Below are 18,721 nucleotides of genomic sequence, written 5' to 3' on the forward strand. Positions count from 1 at the left end.
GCAGCGTTGGCGACATCAGAATTGAGGGTCATTCAGCGCGTTGGCTCGGTGCCTGATGATCTTCACCAGGAGCCTTAGATCGCGTCTCATGTCGCTGATCGGGCTTAGCTAGCTTCTTGAAGCAGGTGAGCGCGGCGGCGAGGGTCAGGAATCCGAAGAAGTGTTCGGCTTTGCGGTCGTAGTGCAGGGTGCGCCGGTGGTAGCCGGTCAGCCAGGAGAAGGTGCGTTCCACGACCCACCAGTGTCGGCCGAGGCGGTCACTACGCTCGATTCACCTGCGGGCGAAACGGACTCCGATACTGCGGGTCGGCGACCCAGCGGCGCAACTCGGCGATGTCGTAGGCACTGTCCGCGTGCAACTTCGCGGGTTTGCGCTGGCGTGGCCCGCGCCGCGACCTCACATCATGGAATCAGCCAGGGGTCGCGTGGACGATCGCTCGACTGAATCATCAGCATCACAACGAAACTGGCTGGTAGCGAGGATAATTCACAGTAAACGTGATGAGCCCCACAATTGATCGGCGTTGTTGTGTCGGCGCGGCCGTATCAGCTTAAGCTTCGTGTGCTCTCAAGGCTGAGATGTTTTGGGAGACAACATGTTTGATGGCTATCTCTCTGGGAGTTCGAGAAAATTGAAGAAGTTTATTGCCGCGACCTGTCTTGCGATCGCGGCAACAGCGGCGTTCGCCAGTACTGCGCACGCCGCGCCGGCACCTGGATTCGATCCCAGCGCAGTCACCAGTAGCCCGGTTCAGGCTGCACCGATCGCGCTGACGCCCGAGCAACGGGCCTACTGCCAGAACATCACCACGAACGGCTTGATCGGCATGGGCCTGGGCGCCATCGGCGGGTTTGTCGCAGGTTCGGCTATCGGAGCATTTCCCGGCGCGATCATCGGCGGGGTGGTCGGTGGCAGTACCGGCAGCAGCGCTCCGATGCCGGACGCGGACGCCAGCGGTCAGCCGCCGGTCGTCAAGTGCTTCTCCGGCGGGGCGTTCTGATCGACCGCTGGCGCGGGACTAGCCGGCGGCCGGTTTGAAGATGTCGACGATGCTGTTCATCGTGGACAGGCGCCGTTCCTCGCGGACTACGTCCATTGCTGTCTGCGGACGCGGCATCGGCTTCACCTGGGGTGGATCCGCGCCGGCTGCCGCGATCACGGCCGCTTGGACGCCCTGCAACCCGTCGATAATCGACAGGAGCAGATACGTGTCGAGCGTGTAGCCCTCCGGGGTCGGTGGCTCTTCGGCGTCGGGATCGGGGTCGGATTCCTCCATGTCGAGCCAGTACTCGGCGAGTTCACGGTCCAACGCCAAGGCCGTCTTGTAGTGCGACCCGCGGGGTAGGCGGTCCTTGAAGCGCCAGATGGTTCGCCAGTCGCGGGTGCGGAACTCGATGGGCCCGAAGCAGTCTCGGACGTCGATGCCGCGCTCGAGTAGGTCGTATTCGAGCGCGGCACCGAACTTGTCCCAGAACTCTACGAGCCCTCGGATCCCCCCGGCAGCTCCATGGCGCCTTCGCCGTAGAAGTGGGCGTACAGATCGTTCTGGAAGGCGACCCATTCGTCGATGGGGCGGTCGGCGAACAAGTCGTCGACCGCCTCGTAGACGTCACCCAGCAGGATCCGCAGCTGGTCTTCTTCGTCGTCGGTTTCGGCCAGTATGCGCGCCTGACGGCGGGTCAGTGGCTGGATCGCGATGTCGGCGGTCAGGTGGTAGGGGCCGCGTCGCTTGGCTGCGAGCTCGCGCTGGATCTCGTAGAAGCGGCCTTCGTCACCGCCGGCCACCTTCGTAGCCGTTGACGTTTTGCGGGGTGCTGCCATCAGGGGATCTCCGGTTTCGTAGTGGTGGAACGTAGTTACTTGGCGGGCTTGGCCGCGGCGACGGCCTGCTTGACGTCTTCCTTGACGCGGTGGCCGAGACCGAACATGGCGTCACCGAACGCCGAGGCGTCGAACACCTGGTAATCGTGGGTGCCATCGGTCATCGTGACCGGGAACTGGGTGGGGATAAAGGACACGGGATAGCCCCGCTTTCTCTCCGGAAGCTGACAAGAAGTGGCCGCGTGCCGCGACCGGAGAAGCACGGCACGCGACCACGTTTCATGGGCGTCGACTACGCAACGGTGACGACGCAGTTCACCGAGGCCAACGCGGTGCCGCCGGTCGGGGTGTACACGATGCCGACGGTGGTGTTGCCCACGGTGGCGTTCGCGGCGGCGGTCACGAAACCGGACGCCGACACGGTGATGTTCGAACCACCGGCCGGGGTGAAGGCGCAATTGGCGTTCGGCAGGATGCCGCCGAACTGGTCGGTCACCACGATCGGCGCGGACGTGGTGGTGCCACGGGTCACGCTGATCGGCGCGGGCGTGATCGCCGAGACGGTGTACTTGATGCCGGTCGCCGACAGCAGCTTCTGCCAGCCGGTGCCGCCGAAGCCGTGGGCGACGGCGTAACCGAGGGTGTCGTCCTTGAAGGCGGTGAGGGTGAGCTTCTCGCCCATCAGGTTGGTGGGGGTCCACTGCTCACCACCCCACTTGGTGACGGCGACCTTCGGCATGATCTTGAAGATGTAGATCGGGCTGGCGTCGGTGCCGTCCTTGCCGATCACGACCGCGGAATAGTAGTTGATCTGCGGGGTCGCGGGCTGCCAGAAGCCGACCTCACCGTTGGCCGCGGCCTGGGTGGAGGCCAGGTTGGTGTTGCTGGTCAAGGCCAGATTCAGCAGGTTGGTCTGCTGCGGCTCGAACTCGATGGTGGTGATATCGCTGGTGATGTCGTCGCGGACCGGCTGCATCTCGCCATACGCCTCGATCGGCGATGCCGTCACGGCGCGCGCGAAGTTGACACCGGACTTCTTGTCGATCAGGCCGACCGACTGGTACGACGCGGGCAGCGCGAGCAGGTTGCCGGTGGCGTCGGTCATGCTGCCCGGGGTGACGGGGGTCGAGTTCGGCCACGGGGCCAGGAACACCGCGGCATCCAGCGGCTTGAGCAGCAGCTGGCGCTGGGCGGCCTTCAGCGTGGTCAACGGGGTGGACGAGATGGGAGGCAAGACAATCTCCATTCATGTGCCCGGTGAAACGGGCTGGACAAGGAAGGGCACCCACGCGATCGAATATGTGCGTGGGTGCCGGTGATATGCCGTCTACTGACGGCGAGCGTCGATGGCGAAGGCGAGCTCGACCATCTGGTGCAGCGGGTCGAGGTCTGGGAATTCGCTCGTCCCGCGGCTGCGACGCAGATTCGGGGCACTGAAACGCGGTTCAGCAGCAGCGATTTCCTCCACGTAATCGACCAGCACGCCGTTGAAGCGTGCGGCCGAGGCGTTCAGAAAGGCATCGCGCACCTGAATCGCCATGGTCTGCGCCTGCTGCCTGCTGCTGTGAAAAACGGCCGCCCGCACCTTCGCCTGGTAGGTGATCGCGTTGTGATCGAGCGTGCCGCCCGTCGTACGAACCCAGATCAGCGGCAGCGTGATTTGGCTCGCCAGCGCAGGCAGGAAACTCACGGTCGGTGCGATAGGTGTGAGCAGCCCGATCATGAACTGCTCGAAGTCCGGGAACTGCCCGGCGTATGGGCTGGTCATGCGACACCGTCGTCGAGTGCCGGGGCGATCTCGACAGCGGCGTGAAGTACGCCCGTCGAGGATTCCGATGGCTCCGACGCGGTGGCTTCCTCAGCGCCGAGCGCGGAACTCGCGGCGAACGTAGTCAATTCTGTCATGGTGATCTCCGGGAGTTGGGAACGGATGCCGCTGGGAATCAACCGCATTCGCAATGTGGCGGTGCGGGCCATCGAGGCGGTCCGTTGTGGGGTCAGAGGCCGAGCAGCGGCAGGACCACTGGTGCGAGCACAATGGCCAGTTGAAGCAGTTCGAGCAGGACGGGGAGCATGGAAGTCACCTCCTCTCGGGTGCCAGGGTTTCGAGGGCCTTCAGGCGGTCCAGGATGTCGGCCAGGACGTCGACCACGGTCATCCCGTCGAGCTGTTCCCAGCCCGCGAACATGCCCGCATCCCGCTGCTGGCTACCGCACAGCTGCTCGCGGATGTCTTTGACATCGGTGCCGATCGGGCCGCAGAACGCGGTGATGAAATCCTGGATCTGGGTTACTTCGGATGCGCTCATCGGAGCGTCCTCTCCGTCGATGAATGCCTGCACTTCGCGACGGAACTCGTCCATGTCGATGCCGGCGGGGTCGATTTTTCCTTCGTGGGAGTACTCGCGGTGGGCCACGCAGTCCTCGGCGTCGCGGCCGATGCGGGCCAGGATGGCCGCGCAGCCGCGCTTGTAGGCGTCGAGTTGGGCTGGGGTCCAGTCACTTCCGTCGCCGCGGGAGACGGCTTCGATGCCGATCACGTGGTAGTTGGCGTTGTCGGTGGGCCAGCCGGGCCAGGAGCCGCGGCCCGCGTGCCAGCACACGCCTGCGGCGATCACGCGGAAGGTGCCGTCGCGTTCGAGGACCAGCTGGGCCAGCGGGCCGGGGAGGTCGGCGCGGCCGTCCTGGACGATGCGCCAGTCGTTCTTGCCGCCGCCCGCGGTGTGGTGGCAGAGCACGCCGCGCAGGTCACGGAAGTCGCCGTGGCCCCGGTCGCGCCAGCCTTCGTGTTCGATGACGTCCAGCCCGGCAGCGCGCAGCACATCGGCCAGCCATACCGGGTCGCCTGTCCAGGCCATGGGTATCTCCTTGTGTGAGTGAAGGTTCGGGGTCCCGCCCTCGTGGACGAGGGGAAGCGCCGAGGGCGGGACCTTCGCTCCTGACGCAGCGGCGACGTCTACGACCGCAGACCACCTGCGGGAGACGGGCGCGTCAGGAGCGCGGCATGCGGCGGGCTCGAATCCCGCACCGTATCGAGTGTTCTCCGGGGGCCGACCGCATGCAGTTCGGGAACGGCGGGGTCGCCGTCAGATTTCTTCTTGGAGGGTGGCGGGGATCTTGTAGTCCGCCACCGGGGGCTCCATGCCAGGGACATGCAGGCGCAGGAAGCCGAGCAGTTCGTCGATGTGTCGCTGCAGTGCGCGGATCAGCCGGATCGCGTCGCGGAACCGGAGGTGATCGTCGGCGGCCTGTTCCTCGAGCGCGACCACCCGCTCACGCAACTTGGCGACTTCGCGGGCCTGCCATGCGGTCACCGCGCCGATGACCGTCGCAACGGCCATTCCTGCCGCTTGTACGAGTTCAGGGCTTAACCACGATGCCATCCGGTTCACCCACCGATCCGGTCATCGGGGTAACGGCGGGCCTGATGAGCACGCCCGCGATCAGCGGCGTCGCCAATCCGTACAGGGTGAGCAGTGTTTCGATCCATGCCGTATCGATCTCGCGACCGAGCAGATAGGCGAGGACACCCGTCACAGCGACGAGCACCGACCGGACCAGCGCGGGCTCTGGGGTCTTGCTGATTCTCATGATGTGTTCCTTCCCAAAGGTTTTCGCGGGTCTCAGATGCGCCCTTCGGCGACATCGCGGTTCAGTGCCTGGGCGAGTGCGCGGGCGTGGCCGTATCGGACGTAGTCACTGGTGTGCCTGCCGTCGAACAGGTAGCCGCGGGCATAGGCGATGGCGCCGGTCCAGTGGCTCCAATTGGACGGTGACCACCAGCGCTGCAGTTGATTTCGGGTGGCGGTGTCGAGCATCCGCTGTGCCCAGCGCACTGCCGAGTTCGCGCTGGCGAAGCTGAAGAAGGCGCTCAGATCCGCGATGGTCCGCAAGGGGTTGCCGGCGGGCAGTGCGGTGATGGGATCGCCGGGCGCCGCGGCCCAATAGGCGGGGATACCGTCGATGGGCCGCTCACCGACAACGCCGTAGCCGCCGGGGTCGGTGTCGCCGAGGTACTTGCCCGCCGGTCTGCGCGGATCGGCGATCAACGCGCAGGCGATCACCTCACGGCCCGGATGCTCACCGCGGCCGATCTCCGCCGCGAGGTCACCGGCAACCGCGGCACCCTGCGAATATCCCGCCAGCACAACAGGGTTCGCTGACCGGTCGACAGCCGCCAGAAGCGCGCGCTTACCTTCGGCAACACTCTCGGCGTAGCTCACCTGCGACCCGTAGTCGGCGGGATACGGGACCATCCGAGGGGTGAACATCGACTTGTTCAGCGCGTCGGTGAAGGCAGCTGTGACGCCGTCGCCGCCAGGATTCCAGGTTCCGCCGACCACGAGTACATCGATCGTGCGGGGCGATCCTTTCGGAGACCACAGTGACATGTTCGTACCTCTCTGGGACGTGAGTGGAGGTCCCGCTCCGACGGAGTGCTCCGCCGGAGCGGGACCGATGCGCCCCTGCGCTGCGACAACGCCTTTCGACCACAGCGAGCTGCGGGAGACGGGCGCCTCAGGGGCGGGCATGCGGCGGGCTCTGAACCCGCTGGCTCGAGGTGTTCGTGTCCGGGGGCCTGCCGCATGAGTTCTGAATCGGCGGCACGCGCCAACGACAAAGCCCCCGTGCCGTTTTCACGGAACGAGGGCTGAGGAAGACTGCGGCTACCGGTGGTGTCGGCCGGGTGCCAGCTGGCGAAGCATCTCACCCGAGCTGGATGTCGGCCACAAGCACCGATAAGGGTATTCGGAGGGCATCCCGGGCAGCCAGCCCAGGCGGTTCAGCAGGTGCACCGGGATCACCGCGAACTCCTCGTTCGCCAGGTGTTGCAATCGCCAACCGAGCAGGAACTCGGTGACCCCGAGGAGCGCGGAGACATCGGTGAGGTTGTCGCCCACCTCCAGCGCGTCACGCAGGTGGGAGACGGGGATGAGGCGTTGTGCCACCACATCGTGCACCTGCATCTCGATCCGGCCCCGCCATCGCTCGCCGTCGAGTGCTGCTGCCAGTTCGCGTGATTCGGCCATCTCGATGTGGGCGACGGCGTGGGCGATGACTTCGTTTCGTACATGACCGGACAGGTCGGCCTGGATAAGGACTGCGCGGTCGACTACCGACCAATACGACACGAAGTCGAAGACCACGGCCGAATCGACCCGGATTCCCTGGTTGAACGCAGATTCTTGGGCGTTGAACCCATTGCGCTGCACCGCGATATCTTGTCGGTCCGGCATCGAGGCATCCGACTCACCTTCATCACCCATGGCAATACACAACTCTCACAACTCGGAACTGACCACGACCCGTCGCATCATCACCACCGGAGACGGTGTCAGATGCCGTGTGTCAGGTCACCGAGAGGTGGTACGCGTCACCGTGGTCGGCGCCCGGAGCGAGCGCCAGCGATCCACCGCACCAGCGACAACCTGGAGGTCTTCTACGCAGATGTCGGAGAGATCGACATGGCCGACACGGTTCCTTCGACCTGGTATCGAGTCGTCTACTCGATAGAGGGACTCGCCTTCGCGAGTAGGTCTCTCACCGGTCGGCTTACCGGATTCATCGGGAGTAAATGCATCGAATGCACCTGACACAAGTAGAACCTCACCCAGCAGCCGAAATGTCGAGACTCTCGGTCGAGAGCACGCGCCCATTCTAGCGTTGACGTGAACCGAGTCCCGGTCAGGATCTGCGGGATCAGCGCTTGCTGACATCGAATCGCGGTGTGCCGAAATGATTTTGGGCACGAAGAATCCCGCTGGCACTAGTTTGCGTCATCGGCCACAACTTGTCAACACCGACTTTCACACGATGCCAAATCCCAGGTAGGCGTGGGTATTTCGATACACCGACGCGACGAGATGAGCCCGAACTTCATGCGGCCTAAGCACTTCGGGCACGTGGATCCAGCCGTGCCGGGTCCCCACAACGCCAGCGGGGCGCCGGCAACAATCTGCCGACGCCCCGCTGGGTCACTCTGTTCGCTATGCATCTTTCGCCCGGTGCCGCGCCGGAAGGGCACGGTGCGCATCCAAAACCTCACCCACGATGAAGAGCTCCGGCCAGTCCGGCGACCAGGGCCCCGGGACGGGACTGATCAGACCGGCCTTGCGCAGTGTGCGCACCCGCCGAGCGGTGAGGTTGCGGAAACCGTCACCCAGCTCTTCGGCGAGTTTGCCGATCGCGGCCGCATGGAGGCGAACCGCCCTGGCGCGCAGGACCAGAGCCGCATCGGCGGGAGCGAGATCGACCGGCGGACACACCACCGCTTCCGCGGCCTCGATCGCCGCGGCGAACTCGGCGGGCGCGGCCTCCACACCTTCCGTCATCGCCAGCGCGACGATGTTGCGCTGCAACCATTCCGCCATGCCGCTGGTGGTCGCGACCCCGGTGTAGTCGATGCCGCGCTGTTCGCAGACCAACCGAACCCAGGCCACCAAGACCGACTGGAGGTGGTCGGCCGCGCGAGCAGCGACGGGATTGAACGGAAGTCGCTGTTCCCGTGAGCCATTGCGCGTGCGGTAGTCCACCGCGCCGAAGCGGGTCTGGCGCGTGCGCGCGTCCGACAGGTCCTCGGCCAGGTCGGGGATGTCCCCGAGCATCCGGGCCAGATCCCGCGCGGCTTCCCGATCCAGGTACAGGTGGTTGTCATCGGCCCACCTGTCCAGGGGGGTCACGCCGCATGAATCCTCACGAATGCGGTTCGACGCCGTGACGGCATCGTATGGGCCCATGTACTTGCTCCTTCGGTCGATAGCGGGCCGGAGCCCCGGTCGTACCCTGCTACGCGGCCGAAATCGAGTGGCGCGCCCCCGGGCGGTGTCCAGGAGTGGCTCCTACTGGGACCCACAATCGGACACCCGTTGTATGCAACGTTGTTGCAACGCGTCTGTCAAGCCGAGGCGGCAGAGTGCTGTACCCAGTCACGTACCGCCACAAACAAACTCGCCATTCGCTGTTACGGTCTACATCCGGTGCAGGATTTCGATTCGCAAATTCGCAGCCGATGACTACATACACTTCATGCATCAGTGCAAACAATCTGCTACCCTCGATGCATGGTGAGACAACGGAGCGCGGTGGTCCCCGCCGAGGTCAGCGCCACCCTGCGACTTGCTCGCAAGGAGCGCGAGATGTCGATGGACCGCGCCGCGAAAGCAGCACGGATCAGTACGAGCCTGTGGACACAGGTCGAGAACGGGACCCAGTACAAGCGCGGACAGAAGGTCCCCGCCAGCACCACGGCCGAGACCTTGCAGGCCATGGCGGCGGCGGTCGGTCTCGATGCCGAACCGCTGCTGACACAGGCGGGGCTGGACCCGATCGAGACGGAGCAGGTTCGGCCGCAATCCACCGAGGGAATCGTCGATCTCTCCGGGTTGTCCGAAGGTGATCTGCGAATTGTCGCCGCTTACGTCAACGGACTTCGCGCGGCCAGACACAGCTGAGCTCGAACGACGAATGCCCCGCTCATCGCGGGGCATTCGTCGTTCGCGTACTGCGTCAGGAGGCCGGGGGAGTTTCCACCGGGGTCTCCTCAGCCGCTGCCGAGCCGCTGGTGAGCGCCTTCAGGATCGCGGCCAGACTGTCGGCCGAACCGGTCGAGGCGTCGTCGCCCGTGCCGCCGGTGCCGGGTTCGGTCTCGTCGGCGACCTCGGTGCCGGTCTCGGTGTCCGCCGGGTCCTCCGCCGCCGACGAGCCGCTGGTGAGCGCCTTCAGGATCGCCGCCAGGCTGCCGGCCGAACCGGTGGTGGCCTCCTCGCCCGTGCCGCCGGTGCCGGGTTCGGTGACAACCGGCGGGACCTCGTCCGCGGTGGCGATGCCCGTGCCGAACACGGCCATCCCGGCGGCGATGACGATGCCGAAGCCGAGCGTGCGAATCTTCTTCATGAAATGAAACCCCTTGGTATTAACCATGATTGCCGACTTTGTTGCCGACTGAAAGTTTCTAACACGGTCGGCGGCGGCTCCCTAGCCCGCGACATTCGGGGCATTCGCCGAACTATTGCTGCACATTTGCCCATTGAGTGCCTGACGGCAGAACTCGTTTCGGGGATCTCATATCGATTGCTCGAAGACCGCCGTTCGGCACAACGAACGGGAGCTCGAACAAGATCATTACCGCTGGACGATCGATCAATCACGCGAACCGCGGCAAGATCCCCGCAGCGAAGGATCGAGGCAGAGCATCACGCTTGTGCCGAACCTTGCTGTATACCCAGTTACTGATCGGCTTAGTCCATGATTGATATCACCATGAAAACCTGTAACGAGTTCCGGTGTGTAACCGATTGGGCGGCAGCCATGTTCATGTTTTCCCGCCGTGCGCTGCGCTTACCGGAATATGTGCTGTCAGTTTTCTGCCAGATAGCTGTTTGCTCAGGGCCGCATGCCTTTTCGGGTATGCGGCCCCGACACGTGCGATATCGACCGGGATGGACCGGTCGCGCTAAGACGGGCAGTTGACCGTGTACTCCCACTGGGTGTCATTCGGGCCTGTGACCCGAACGCTCACCGTCGAGGACGACCCCGCGGGCAACGAAACGACCCGAGATCCGGTGCCCTGGTTGGCATTGTCGCCGACATAGCCGGTGTCGAGCACCTGCCCGCCTTCGTAGAAGACCTGAATGCGGTCGGGAATGTTGAGGGTTTCGTAGGTCAGGACGAACGAGGTCGGTCCGGTGACGCCGAGCTGATGCGTCGTATTGGTGACGCCGGCCCCGCCGGACTTGGTCGAGCGGTTGCACGGCTGCACGCTCTCGGACGACCCACCGCTCGAGCTACCGCCGAGGATTCCGCTGCCGGTGTCGAGCAGATCCCCCAGAATCCCGCTGCCCGTGTCGATTACCCCGCTTCCGGTCTCACCGCTTCCGGTGTCCGCGCCTGCCACCGCGCCGGCGCTCGCGACCAGCGACAGCGCCGCCCCCACGAGAGCAACCGCGCGCAGAATCCCCCGATTCGAAAGACTGATCTTGTTCACAACGCTTCCTCCACAACACTTCTCGCCACGGATCTGGATCAGGTGAACCCGCCGACGCGACCGAACGATCGCTGGGCAAGAGAAGTTCTACACGCGTTCCAGAGGAACCGGAATGCTCGAAATTCGGCCACCACGGTGTTCAGATGCCGAATAGTTGCCCGGTGGCGCGAGCCCGCGGTATTGACAGCCGGGCAACACTACAAAGTCAGCCCTCCGCGCCCCGGGCAATTTCTTAGCACGCAGAAGAAAACACCGGACGGTAGACCAAAATGGGCACCGGAATGCCTTAGGGCAACTTCATAGCGAATCGTTTAATGTCGATGAGTAAAGTCACAGCAATTGCCCGTAACGACACCTATCGGGATGACGATCGGCGAGAGTCTCGAAAGCGTAAGGCCCCGAACACAATCCCTCGTGACGACCGATTCACCGCGCCCTGAAACCAACAAGGGCCGCACACCCCCCTGGAGTGTGCGGCCCTTGCCGGTGGAGACTCAGCGCAAGGTTGCGGTGAGGTGTGGGTACCCCTTCCTGGGATGCAGGATGGAGAGATCCCAGCCGGATCCGACCTGGTCGGCGTAGATGTTCACCGAGGACGGAAGGAAGATCGGCTTGCCGAACTTGACCGCGTAAGTGGCCTTTTCGGGGACGCGGCCCTCGATCGTGCTGAGGATCGCTGCCGCCGACCACATGCCGTGGGCGATGGTCTGCGGGAAACCCATTGCCTTCGCGCCGATCCCGGAGACGTGGATCGGGTTGTGATCGCCGGACGCGGCGGCGTAGCGGTTGATCATCTTCTGATCCACGCGCTGCACGCGCAACGGGGGCGGGGGCACCTCATCGGCGGGGGGCGCCGACTTGGGACCGCCCGAGAGCGACGTGCGCTGCTGGTGCAGGAAGGTGGTCACCTGCCGCCAGACGAGTTCACGACCGACGCTGATCTCCGTGATCGCGTCCACCAGAAGACCTTTCGGGTGTTCGCGGAGGTTCTCGATATGGGTGGAGAAATCGAGGGGCTCGGCGACCGAGATCTCGCGGGTGCGTTCGATGACGTTCTCGAAGTGCACCGCACCGACCGCGCTGAACGGGAAATCCCGTGCGACGACGAGTTGCATCGCCAGCGGGAAGCTGAGGATGAACGGGTACGTCAGCGGCAAGGTGTCGCTGAAACGCAGGCCGGTGGCATGGCAGTACGCGGCGAGATGGTCGGGGTCGACCCGCACGCCCTCGAGGACTACTCGACGGTCGGGCAGGGTGGGCTTGCGCGCCGACAGCGGAGCGGGCAGCGGGATGGCGCCCAGCGCCGCCTTGGCGTACAGGCCGCCGTTCTTGGGAACCTCGGTGAGGGTGATCGTCTGAGTCATCAGGCGCCGATCAGGCTCTGACCGCAGACGCGAACCACGTTGCCGCTCACCGCGTTCGACGCGGGGCTCGCGAAGTAGGCGATGGTCTCGGCGACGTCGACGGTCTGGCCACCCTGCAGCAGCGAGCTCATCAGGCGACCGGCCTCGCGGGTGCCGACGGGGATGGCGGCGGTCATCGCGGTCTCGATGAAGCCGGGCGCCACCGCGTTGATGGTGATGCCCTTCTCGGCCAGCAGCGGGGACTCGGCGTCGACCATGCCGATGACGCCCGCCTTGGACGCGCCGTAGTTGGTCTGGCCGCGGTTGCCCGCGATGCCCGCGATGGAGGACACGTCGATCACGCGCCCGCCTTCCTTGAGCACGCCCTTGGCGACGAGGCCGGAGGTGATGCGGTGCGGGGCAGCGAGGTTGACGTTGATCACCGAGCTCCAGCGGCCCTCGTCCATGTTGGCGAGCAGCTTGTCGCGGGTGATGCCGGCGTTGTGGACGACGATGTCGATGCCGCCGAAACGCTCGGTGGCGAAGTCGGCCAGCCGCTCGGCGGCGTCGGGCGCGGTGACGTCGAGGGCCAGCGCGGTGGCGCCGATCTTGTTCGCGGTGTCGGACAGCGCCTCGCCCGCGGCGGGGATGTCGGCGACGATCACGGTGGCGCCGTCACGGGCGAACACCTCGGCGATGGTGGCGCCGATACCGCGCGCGGCACCGGTCACGACGGCGACCTTGCCCGCGAGCGGCTTGTCCCACGACGCCGGGGCGACCGAGTCGGCGGAACCGACCCGGATGACCTGACCGTCGACGAAGGCCGACTTACCGGAGAGCAGGAAGCGCAGGGTCGACTCGAGGCCGGTCGCGGATGCGCCCGCTTCGGGGTGCACGTAGACGAGCTGGCCGGTCGCACCGCGCAGCAGCTCCTTGGCGACCGAACGGGTGAAGCCCTCGAGCGCGCGCTGGGCGATCTGCTCGTCGACCGAGCCGACCAGTTCGGGGGTGGTGCCCAGAACCACGACACGGCCCGACGGCGCGAGGCTGCGCATGGCCGGCTGGAAGAACTCGAACAGCTGCGCGAGCTTGTCGATCGAATCGATGCCGGTGGCGTCGAAGACCAGCGCGCCGTACTTGGTGCCCGATTCGAGCGAGTCCGCGACGGTGTAGTCCGACAGCAGCGCGCGGACCGGCTCGGCCAGGCGACCCTTGCCGCCGAGCAGCACCGGGCCGGGCAGCGCGGGCTCGCCCGCCTTGTAGCGGCGCAGTTCGGCCGGCTGCGGGAGGCCCAGCTTGCTCGCGAGGAACGCGCCGGGGGCGGAGTGGATGAAAGATCCGTAGAGGTTCGGTGCACCCTTGCTCTTGGCTGCCACTGTTCCTACCTTCTCTGTGCTCGACGAGTGTGGTGACCGTGCTCCGCCCAGTGTCCCCCGTGTGAGCGCACACTTGCGGGTACGGTGTCGACAACGAACTTACTCCGGAGTAAGTTTAATGTAAACCGATACGACGCCGCGACCGCACGGGGGCCGATTCCAGCGGCCGGCGTTACCCGGAACCGACGAGACCATGGAGAACTCGAGTGACAAGCAAAGCCCGCTCGGCGACGGCCAAGGCCGCAGCTAAGCCTGCCAAGGCCGCGAAGACCCAGCGCCCGATTGCCATCGTTGGCGGCAACCGCATCCCGTTCGCGCGCTCCGACAAGGCCTACGCCAAGGCGTCCAATCAGGACATGTTCACCGCCGCCCTCGATGGGCTGGTCAGCCGGTTCGGTCTGCAGGGCGAGCGCCTGGGCATGGTCGTCGGCGGCGCTGTGCTCAAGAAGGTCGGCGAGCACAGCCTGATCCGCGAGAGCGTGCTCGGCTCGAAGCTCTCGCCCTACACCCCGGCCCACGACCTGCAGCTCGCCTGTGGCACCGGCCTGCAGTCGATCGTCACCGTCGGTGACGCGATCGCGCTGGGTCGTATCGAGTCCGGCATCGGCGGCGGCGCCGACACCACCTCCGACGCGCCGATCGGCGTGAGCGAGGACATGCGCGAGTGGATGCTCACCGCCAACCGCGCCCGGACCACCAAGGACAAGGTCAAGCTGGTCGGCCAGCTGCGCCCCTCGATGCTGGGCATCGAGATCCCCAAGAACGCCGAGCCGCGCACCGGTCTGTCGATGGGTGAGCACGCCGCCATCACCGCGAAGGAATTCGGCGTCGCCCGCGAAGCGCAGGACGAGCTGGCCTACCTCTCGCACAAGAACATGGCGGCCGCCTACGACCGTGGCTTCTTCGACGACCTGATCACCCCGTTCCTCGGCCTGACCCGCGACGACAACCTGCGTCCCGGCTCCACCGTGGAGAAGCTGTCGACCCTGAAGCCGGTGTTCGGCGTCAAGGCGGGCGACGCCACCATGACCGCGGGCAACTCGACCCCGCTCACCGACGGCGCGTCCGCGGTGCTGCTGTCCACCGACGAGTGGGCGGCCGAGCGCAACCTGCCGGTGCTGGCCCACCTGGTCGACTCCGAGGTCGCCGCGGTGGACTACATCCACGGCCCCGACGGCCTGTTGATGGCGCCCACCTACGCGGTCGCGCGCCTGCTGGCCCGCAACGGCCTGACCCTGCAGGACTTCGACTACTACGAGATCCACGAGGCGTTCGCCTCCGTGGTGCTGGCCACCCTGGCCGCGTGGGAGTCCGACGCCTACTGCAAGGAGCGCCTCGGCCTCGACGGCGCGCTGGGCTCGATCGACCGTAGCAAGCTCAACGTCAACGGCTCCTCGCTCGCCGCGGGCCACCCGTTCGCCGCGACCGGCGGCCGCATCGTCGCCTCGACCGCGAAGCTGCTGGCGGAGAAGGGTTCCGGCCGGGCGCTGGTCTCCATCTGCGCCGCGGGCGGCCAGGGTGTGGTGGCGATCATCGAGCGCTAGTCCGCGCTGATCACGCACAGAAACGGCGGGTGTTCTCCGATTCTTCGGAGAACACCCGCCGTTTCGTTGTCAGACCTCAGCGGCACGTCGGGTTCGGGTGCGGCTCCGTGGACGCCCACGGCCCGCAGAGAATGAGCTTGAGGAAGCCGAGTGGAATGTCGATCGCGGCGGAACCGGTTCCGGCGGAACCCGATTCGGCTACCACAGTCGGTTGCGCGGGGGCGGCGAGCGCTGTTGGCGCGCCCGCGGCGATACCGGCGACAGCCGCGGTGGCAACAAGGACTCGGATCATTCGACGGTGCATAACAAGCCTTTCAATGGAAAACTGAGCGAAGCTGATAACCACATCGGGTGCCTCGATACGAGCGTTATCTATAGCTTCCATGGGCTTGACACCTCGAATTATTCAGTGCTACAAGACATTCGAGTTGCACACCGCACTGTCAGTTCGCTTCGATAGCGGCGGCGAGAAGTGGCCAGGAGTTGTGCAGATCTTGTTCCCAATACCGCCAGGTATGGGTGCCGGCGGGGCGGAATTCGGTGTGGGCGGGGATGTTCAGCTCCGCCAGGCGCGCAGCCAGGCGCTGGGTGCACTGGTTGGCAGCGGCTTCGATGGCGCCGCCGAGCAGGATCTGGTCGGTCATGCCGATGACCTTTCCTGGCGTCGCTCCGGGCGGGAGGGTTTCGGCGGCGCCGGGGAGCCCGTTGGCGCTGGACAGGTAGATCGCCTTGCCGCGCAGGCGTTCCGCGTTGAGGTAGGCGTCGTTCGCACGCCAGGCGGGGTCGCCGGGCGGGCCCCACATGTTGGCGGGGTCGGCACCACCGCGGGCGAGGACGAAATCGATATAGGCTCGGCTGACCGGATCGTCGACCGAGGCGCAGCCGCTGTAGGAACCGACGGCGCGGTAACGATCAGGGGCGGCGATGGCCAGGTTGAGCACCGCCGTGGCCGACATCGACAGGCCCGCGATGGCATTCACGCCGGTGGTGCCCAGGGTGGCGTCGATGATCGGCGGGAGTTCCTCGGTGAGGAAGGTCTGCCATTTGTTGCGGCCGAGCTTCGGATCGTCGCGCAGCCAATCGGTGTAGTACGAGAACGCGCCCGCCGCCGGCGTGACGACGTTGACGTTCTTGTCGGCGAAGAACTGCACGATGTCGGTCTGGTTGTACCAGTTCGCGATGTCCTCACCGCCGCCCGCGCCGTTGAGCAGATACAGCGTCGGACGTGGCGCGCTGGTGTCGTGCGGCGTGATGACCTGCAGCGGAATCACCCGGTCCATGGACGCGGAGTACACGTGCAGCGTCTGCTGCCGCTGGCCGGGCCGCTCGATCCGATCCAGCCGCGATCCGTCCGCACCGGCGGTTCCGATGGCGACGACCGACAGCGCGACAACGGCGAGCGCGGTCAGCACCGTCCGCTTACAGGGGAACACGAGTCCTCACAGAGTTCGAAAAGAGTGCGCCACACAGAGAATGGTTCGCCGGGACGGCAGCGCGAGACCGTCCCGGCGACCAGGTGCCAGACGATCAGCTACCGATCAGATCGCCCAGCACGTCGGAGATGATGTCGCTCAGCGAGCCGGTGGAGCTCAGCTGGCCATCATCGGAACCCAGCCCGTTGTCACCGAGGCTGCCGATCACCGTCTCGCCGGCGTTGGCGCCGCGCGCGGTGAAACAGGCGGTGAGGCCGGGCATCTCATTGCCGACGCCCACGGTGCCCGCGACCCCGACGCCACCACTGGTGACCATCTGACCCGTCTTGACGCTGCTCGGCACCGGGTAGGTGATGGTCAGGGTGACCGGGTTGCCCGAGTTGACGAACCAGCCGGTGCTCGTGACCTTCCAGCCGCCCGCGTTGGGCTCGGCGGTGACGTCCTCGGTGACCTGGCCGCCGATCGCGTGATAGGCGGTGATGGTGGCCTTGGTCGGTGCGCCGAAGCCGACCGGCGGGAAGTCGGTGATGGTGTTGACGTACGGGTTACCGATCCCGGTGGTTCCCACGATCACCTTGTAGGTGACCGAGGTACCGACGCCGATCTGCTCGGCGCTCGCGATCTTGTCGTAGACGTGGGTGACGCCGACGGTGCTCGCGTCTTTCTTCTGCGCGTGACTGCTCACCGCGCAGCTGGCGTCGGCGGCGGCGACGCCGGATCCAAGGCCGACACCGACACCGGCGACGACCAGGGCGGTGGTGGCGACGCCCGCGGCGATACGCGAAGTCCGGAACATGCTTTTCCTCCAAAGCCCCGGGCGAGACGACCGGGGCGAATTCCTCATCAGGTGGGCTGTCCCCCCTCTGACCACAAGGTATAGGTCCGACTGGACGCTTGTCCTGGAAAAGAAGAACGTGTTCTTATTTTGTGGAACATCGTTGTTTTACTCTCCGGCGCGGGTAGCATCCGAGGATTTCGATCCACTCGAATCGACCCGGAAACGCGACAACCGACCTCCGTCTGGCGACGAAAGGCCGGTTGCGGGCGTCTAGGGGGCTATTTCTGCGGCAGCTCATTGTGGCCGCCGAACGCCTTTCGCATGGCCGAGAGCATCTTGTCGGCGTAGAGGGCCTGGCCACGGGAGGAGAAGCGCTGGTAGAGGGCGGCGGAGAGGACCGGGACGGGGACAGCGGTGTCGATGGCGGCGTCGATGGTCCAGCGACCTTCGCCGGAGTCGGACACGCGGCCGCTGTAGGAGTCCAGGTCGGGGTCGCTGACCAGGGCCGACGCGGTGAGATCGAGGAGCCAGGAGGCCACCACCGAGCCGCGACGCCACACCTCGGTGATGGCCGGGATGTCCAGGTCGTACATGTAGTACTCGGGGTGTTCCATAGGCGTCTCCTCCGCGGAGTGCTCACCGTGCAGGTACTCCGAGCCCGCGTTGGCGTGCTTCAGGATGTTGAGACCCTCGGCGTAGGCGCCCATCGCGCCGTATTCGATGCCGTTGTGCACCATCTTCACGAAGTGACCCGCGCCGTGCGGACCGCACAGCAGGTAGCCCTTCTCGGCCTGCGACGGCTCACCGGTGCGGCCAGGGGTGCGCGGGGCCGACTCGTAGCCGGGGGCGATGGTCGCCAGCAGCGGCTCCAGGTAGTCGACCTGGGCCGCGTTTCCGCCGATCATCAGGCAATAGCCGCGCTGTAGGCCGAACACGCCGCCCGAGGTGCCGATGTCCAGGTAGTGAATACCCTTGGGCTCCAATGCCTTCGCGCGCTTGATGTCCTCGTGGTAGCGGCTGTTGCCGCCGTCGATGATGATGTCGCCCGGCTCGAGCAGCTCGGCGACGTCCTCGATCACCTTGCCGGTGGCACCGGCGGGAATCATCACCCACACCACGCGGGGCACCTCGAGCATGCCGATGAACTCGGCCAGGTCGGTCGTGCCGCGGAACTTGCCGCCGAGCTCGGACTCCATCTCGGCGATCGGCCCTGGGTGACGCTCGTAGCCGACGGCGGTATGCCCGTCGCGCACGATCCGGCGCACGATGTTGGCACCCATCCGGCCGAGGCCGATCATTCCCAGCTGCATCAGTTCTCCTCGTTCGTCCGGTCCGTGGTGTCGAGTCTCACCCCGATTGTCTCGCGCCGCCGGGTCGTCGGTCCTGGCGGCGTCGGCCCGCGCGCCGAAATTCTTCCGAATGGGCTGTAACGCCCCGCTCCGA

General features: G+C 65.8%; 24 protein-coding genes. 3 read left to right on the forward strand and 21 right to left on the reverse strand.

Annotated features, from left to right (window positions below; all coding sequences use genetic code 11):
- Positions 1–28 precede the first annotated feature (28 nt).
- Positions 29–232 (reverse strand): transposase, encoded by a 204-nt coding sequence (locus ACFQ9R_RS05655; protein WP_378989171.1) that lies wholly within the window; start codon positions 230–232, stop codon positions 29–31.
- Between the two features lie 364 nt (positions 233–596).
- Here ACFQ9R_RS05655 and ACFQ9R_RS05660 point away from each other — a divergent pair, with 364 nt between their 5' ends.
- On the forward strand, positions 597–1,001 hold the full coding sequence (locus ACFQ9R_RS05660; protein ID WP_378989172.1) for a hypothetical protein: 405 nt from the start codon (positions 597–599) through the stop codon (positions 999–1,001).
- Between the two features lie 18 nt (positions 1,002–1,019).
- Here ACFQ9R_RS05660 and ACFQ9R_RS05665 read toward each other — a convergent pair whose 3' ends face one another.
- From ACFQ9R_RS05665 to ACFQ9R_RS05720, 12 genes are all read right to left on the reverse strand, one after another.
- Positions 1,020–1,316, reverse strand: a complete 297-nt coding sequence (locus ACFQ9R_RS05665) for a hypothetical protein (RefSeq protein WP_378989173.1) — start codon at positions 1,314–1,316, stop codon at positions 1,020–1,022.
- Between the two features lie 161 nt (positions 1,317–1,477).
- Positions 1,478–1,822: a hypothetical protein gene (locus tag ACFQ9R_RS05670; RefSeq protein ID WP_378989174.1), complete on the reverse strand. Its 345-nt coding sequence runs from the start codon at positions 1,820–1,822 to the stop codon at positions 1,478–1,480.
- Positions 1,823–1,857: 35 nt separating this feature from the next.
- The gene (locus ACFQ9R_RS05675; protein WP_378989175.1) at positions 1,858–2,019 is read right to left on the reverse strand and encodes a hypothetical protein; all 162 of its coding nucleotides are present in this window, start codon (positions 2,017–2,019) and stop codon (positions 1,858–1,860) included.
- Between the two features lie 95 nt (positions 2,020–2,114).
- Positions 2,115–3,056: a hypothetical protein gene (locus tag ACFQ9R_RS05680; RefSeq protein ID WP_378989176.1), complete on the reverse strand. Its 942-nt coding sequence runs from the start codon at positions 3,054–3,056 to the stop codon at positions 2,115–2,117.
- Positions 3,057–3,149: 93 nt separating this feature from the next.
- Positions 3,150–3,590 (reverse strand): hypothetical protein, encoded by a 441-nt coding sequence (locus ACFQ9R_RS05685; RefSeq protein ID WP_378989177.1) that lies wholly within the window; start codon positions 3,588–3,590, stop codon positions 3,150–3,152.
- The gene (locus ACFQ9R_RS05690; protein ID WP_378870702.1) at positions 3,587–3,727 is read right to left on the reverse strand and encodes a hypothetical protein; all 141 of its coding nucleotides are present in this window, start codon (positions 3,725–3,727) and stop codon (positions 3,587–3,589) included. The genes ACFQ9R_RS05685 and ACFQ9R_RS05690 overlap by 4 nt, the downstream gene beginning before the upstream one ends.
- 175 nt (positions 3,728–3,902) lie before the next feature.
- Positions 3,903–4,679 carry an N-acetylmuramoyl-L-alanine amidase gene (locus ACFQ9R_RS05695; RefSeq protein WP_378989178.1) on the reverse strand — a complete coding sequence of 259 codons (777 nt, stop codon included), beginning with the start codon at positions 4,677–4,679 and terminating at the stop codon, positions 3,903–3,905.
- Between the two features lie 228 nt (positions 4,680–4,907).
- Positions 4,908–5,162 carry a hypothetical protein gene (locus ACFQ9R_RS05700; RefSeq protein WP_378989179.1) on the reverse strand — a complete coding sequence of 85 codons (255 nt, stop codon included), beginning with the start codon at positions 5,160–5,162 and terminating at the stop codon, positions 4,908–4,910.
- A 19-nt stretch (positions 5,163–5,181) separates the two neighbouring features.
- Positions 5,182–5,412 (reverse strand): hypothetical protein, encoded by a 231-nt coding sequence (locus ACFQ9R_RS05705; RefSeq protein WP_378989180.1) that lies wholly within the window; start codon positions 5,410–5,412, stop codon positions 5,182–5,184.
- 32 nt (positions 5,413–5,444) lie between these two features.
- Positions 5,445–6,212 (reverse strand): PE-PPE domain-containing protein, encoded by a 768-nt coding sequence (locus ACFQ9R_RS05710; RefSeq protein ID WP_378989181.1) that lies wholly within the window; start codon positions 6,210–6,212, stop codon positions 5,445–5,447.
- A 276-nt stretch (positions 6,213–6,488) separates the two neighbouring features.
- Positions 6,489–7,058: an ImmA/IrrE family metallo-endopeptidase gene (locus ACFQ9R_RS05715; RefSeq protein ID WP_378635117.1), complete on the reverse strand. Its 570-nt coding sequence runs from the start codon at positions 7,056–7,058 to the stop codon at positions 6,489–6,491.
- Between the two features lie 750 nt (positions 7,059–7,808).
- Entirely contained in the window at positions 7,809–8,501 is a 693-nt protein-coding gene (locus ACFQ9R_RS05720; protein ID WP_378989182.1) for a hypothetical protein, read from the reverse strand.
- Between the two features lie 381 nt (positions 8,502–8,882).
- Between ACFQ9R_RS05720 and ACFQ9R_RS05725 the strand changes: the two genes are divergently transcribed.
- Positions 8,883–9,272, forward strand: coding sequence for a helix-turn-helix domain-containing protein (locus ACFQ9R_RS05725; RefSeq protein ID WP_378989183.1), 390 nt, complete (start codon positions 8,883–8,885; stop codon positions 9,270–9,272).
- 55 nt (positions 9,273–9,327) lie between these two features.
- Here ACFQ9R_RS05725 and ACFQ9R_RS05730 read toward each other — a convergent pair whose 3' ends face one another.
- The 4 genes from ACFQ9R_RS05730 to ACFQ9R_RS05745 form a co-directional block, all read right to left on the reverse strand.
- Positions 9,328–9,714, reverse strand: coding sequence for a hypothetical protein (locus ACFQ9R_RS05730; RefSeq protein ID WP_378989184.1), 387 nt, complete (start codon positions 9,712–9,714; stop codon positions 9,328–9,330).
- Positions 9,715–10,273: 559 nt separating this feature from the next.
- A complete protein-coding gene (locus ACFQ9R_RS05735; RefSeq protein ID WP_378989530.1) occupies positions 10,274–10,795 on the reverse strand; it encodes a hypothetical protein in 522 nt (173 codons plus the stop codon).
- 503 nt (positions 10,796–11,298) lie between these two features.
- On the reverse strand, positions 11,299–12,168 hold the full coding sequence (locus tag ACFQ9R_RS05740; RefSeq protein ID WP_378989185.1) for a MaoC family dehydratase: 870 nt from the start codon (positions 12,166–12,168) through the stop codon (positions 11,299–11,301).
- Complete coding sequence (locus ACFQ9R_RS05745; RefSeq protein ID WP_378989186.1) at positions 12,168–13,523, reverse strand: 3-oxoacyl-ACP reductase; 1,356 nt, start codon at positions 13,521–13,523, stop codon at positions 12,168–12,170. The genes ACFQ9R_RS05740 and ACFQ9R_RS05745 overlap by 1 nt, the downstream gene beginning before the upstream one ends.
- Before the next feature lie 206 nt (positions 13,524–13,729).
- Here ACFQ9R_RS05745 and ACFQ9R_RS05750 point away from each other — a divergent pair, with 206 nt between their 5' ends.
- Positions 13,730–15,067, forward strand: a complete 1,338-nt coding sequence (locus tag ACFQ9R_RS05750; protein WP_378989187.1) for an acetyl-CoA C-acetyltransferase — start codon at positions 13,730–13,732, stop codon at positions 15,065–15,067.
- A gap of 76 nt (positions 15,068–15,143) precedes the next feature.
- On the opposite strand, the gene ACFQ9R_RS05755 is transcribed toward ACFQ9R_RS05750, so the two are convergent.
- The 4 genes from ACFQ9R_RS05755 to gnd form a co-directional block, all read right to left on the reverse strand.
- On the reverse strand, positions 15,144–15,452 hold the full coding sequence (locus ACFQ9R_RS05755) for a hypothetical protein (protein ID WP_378989188.1): 309 nt from the start codon (positions 15,450–15,452) through the stop codon (positions 15,144–15,146).
- Between the two features lie 58 nt (positions 15,453–15,510).
- Positions 15,511–16,479 (reverse strand): alpha/beta hydrolase, encoded by a 969-nt coding sequence (locus ACFQ9R_RS05760; RefSeq protein ID WP_378989531.1) that lies wholly within the window; start codon positions 16,477–16,479, stop codon positions 15,511–15,513.
- A gap of 115 nt (positions 16,480–16,594) precedes the next feature.
- Positions 16,595–17,296, reverse strand: coding sequence for a hypothetical protein (locus tag ACFQ9R_RS05765; protein WP_378989189.1), 702 nt, complete (start codon positions 17,294–17,296; stop codon positions 16,595–16,597).
- A 260-nt stretch (positions 17,297–17,556) separates the two neighbouring features.
- On the reverse strand, positions 17,557–18,588 hold the full coding sequence (gnd, locus tag ACFQ9R_RS05770; protein ID WP_378653866.1) for a phosphogluconate dehydrogenase (NAD(+)-dependent, decarboxylating): 1,032 nt from the start codon (positions 18,586–18,588) through the stop codon (positions 17,557–17,559).
- Between the last annotated feature and the right edge of the window lie 133 nt (positions 18,589–18,721).

Origin of the sequence: Nocardia sp. NPDC056541 (assembly GCF_042794235.1) — a bacterium.
Taxonomy (GTDB): domain Bacteria; phylum Actinomycetota; class Actinomycetes; order Mycobacteriales; family Mycobacteriaceae; genus Nocardia.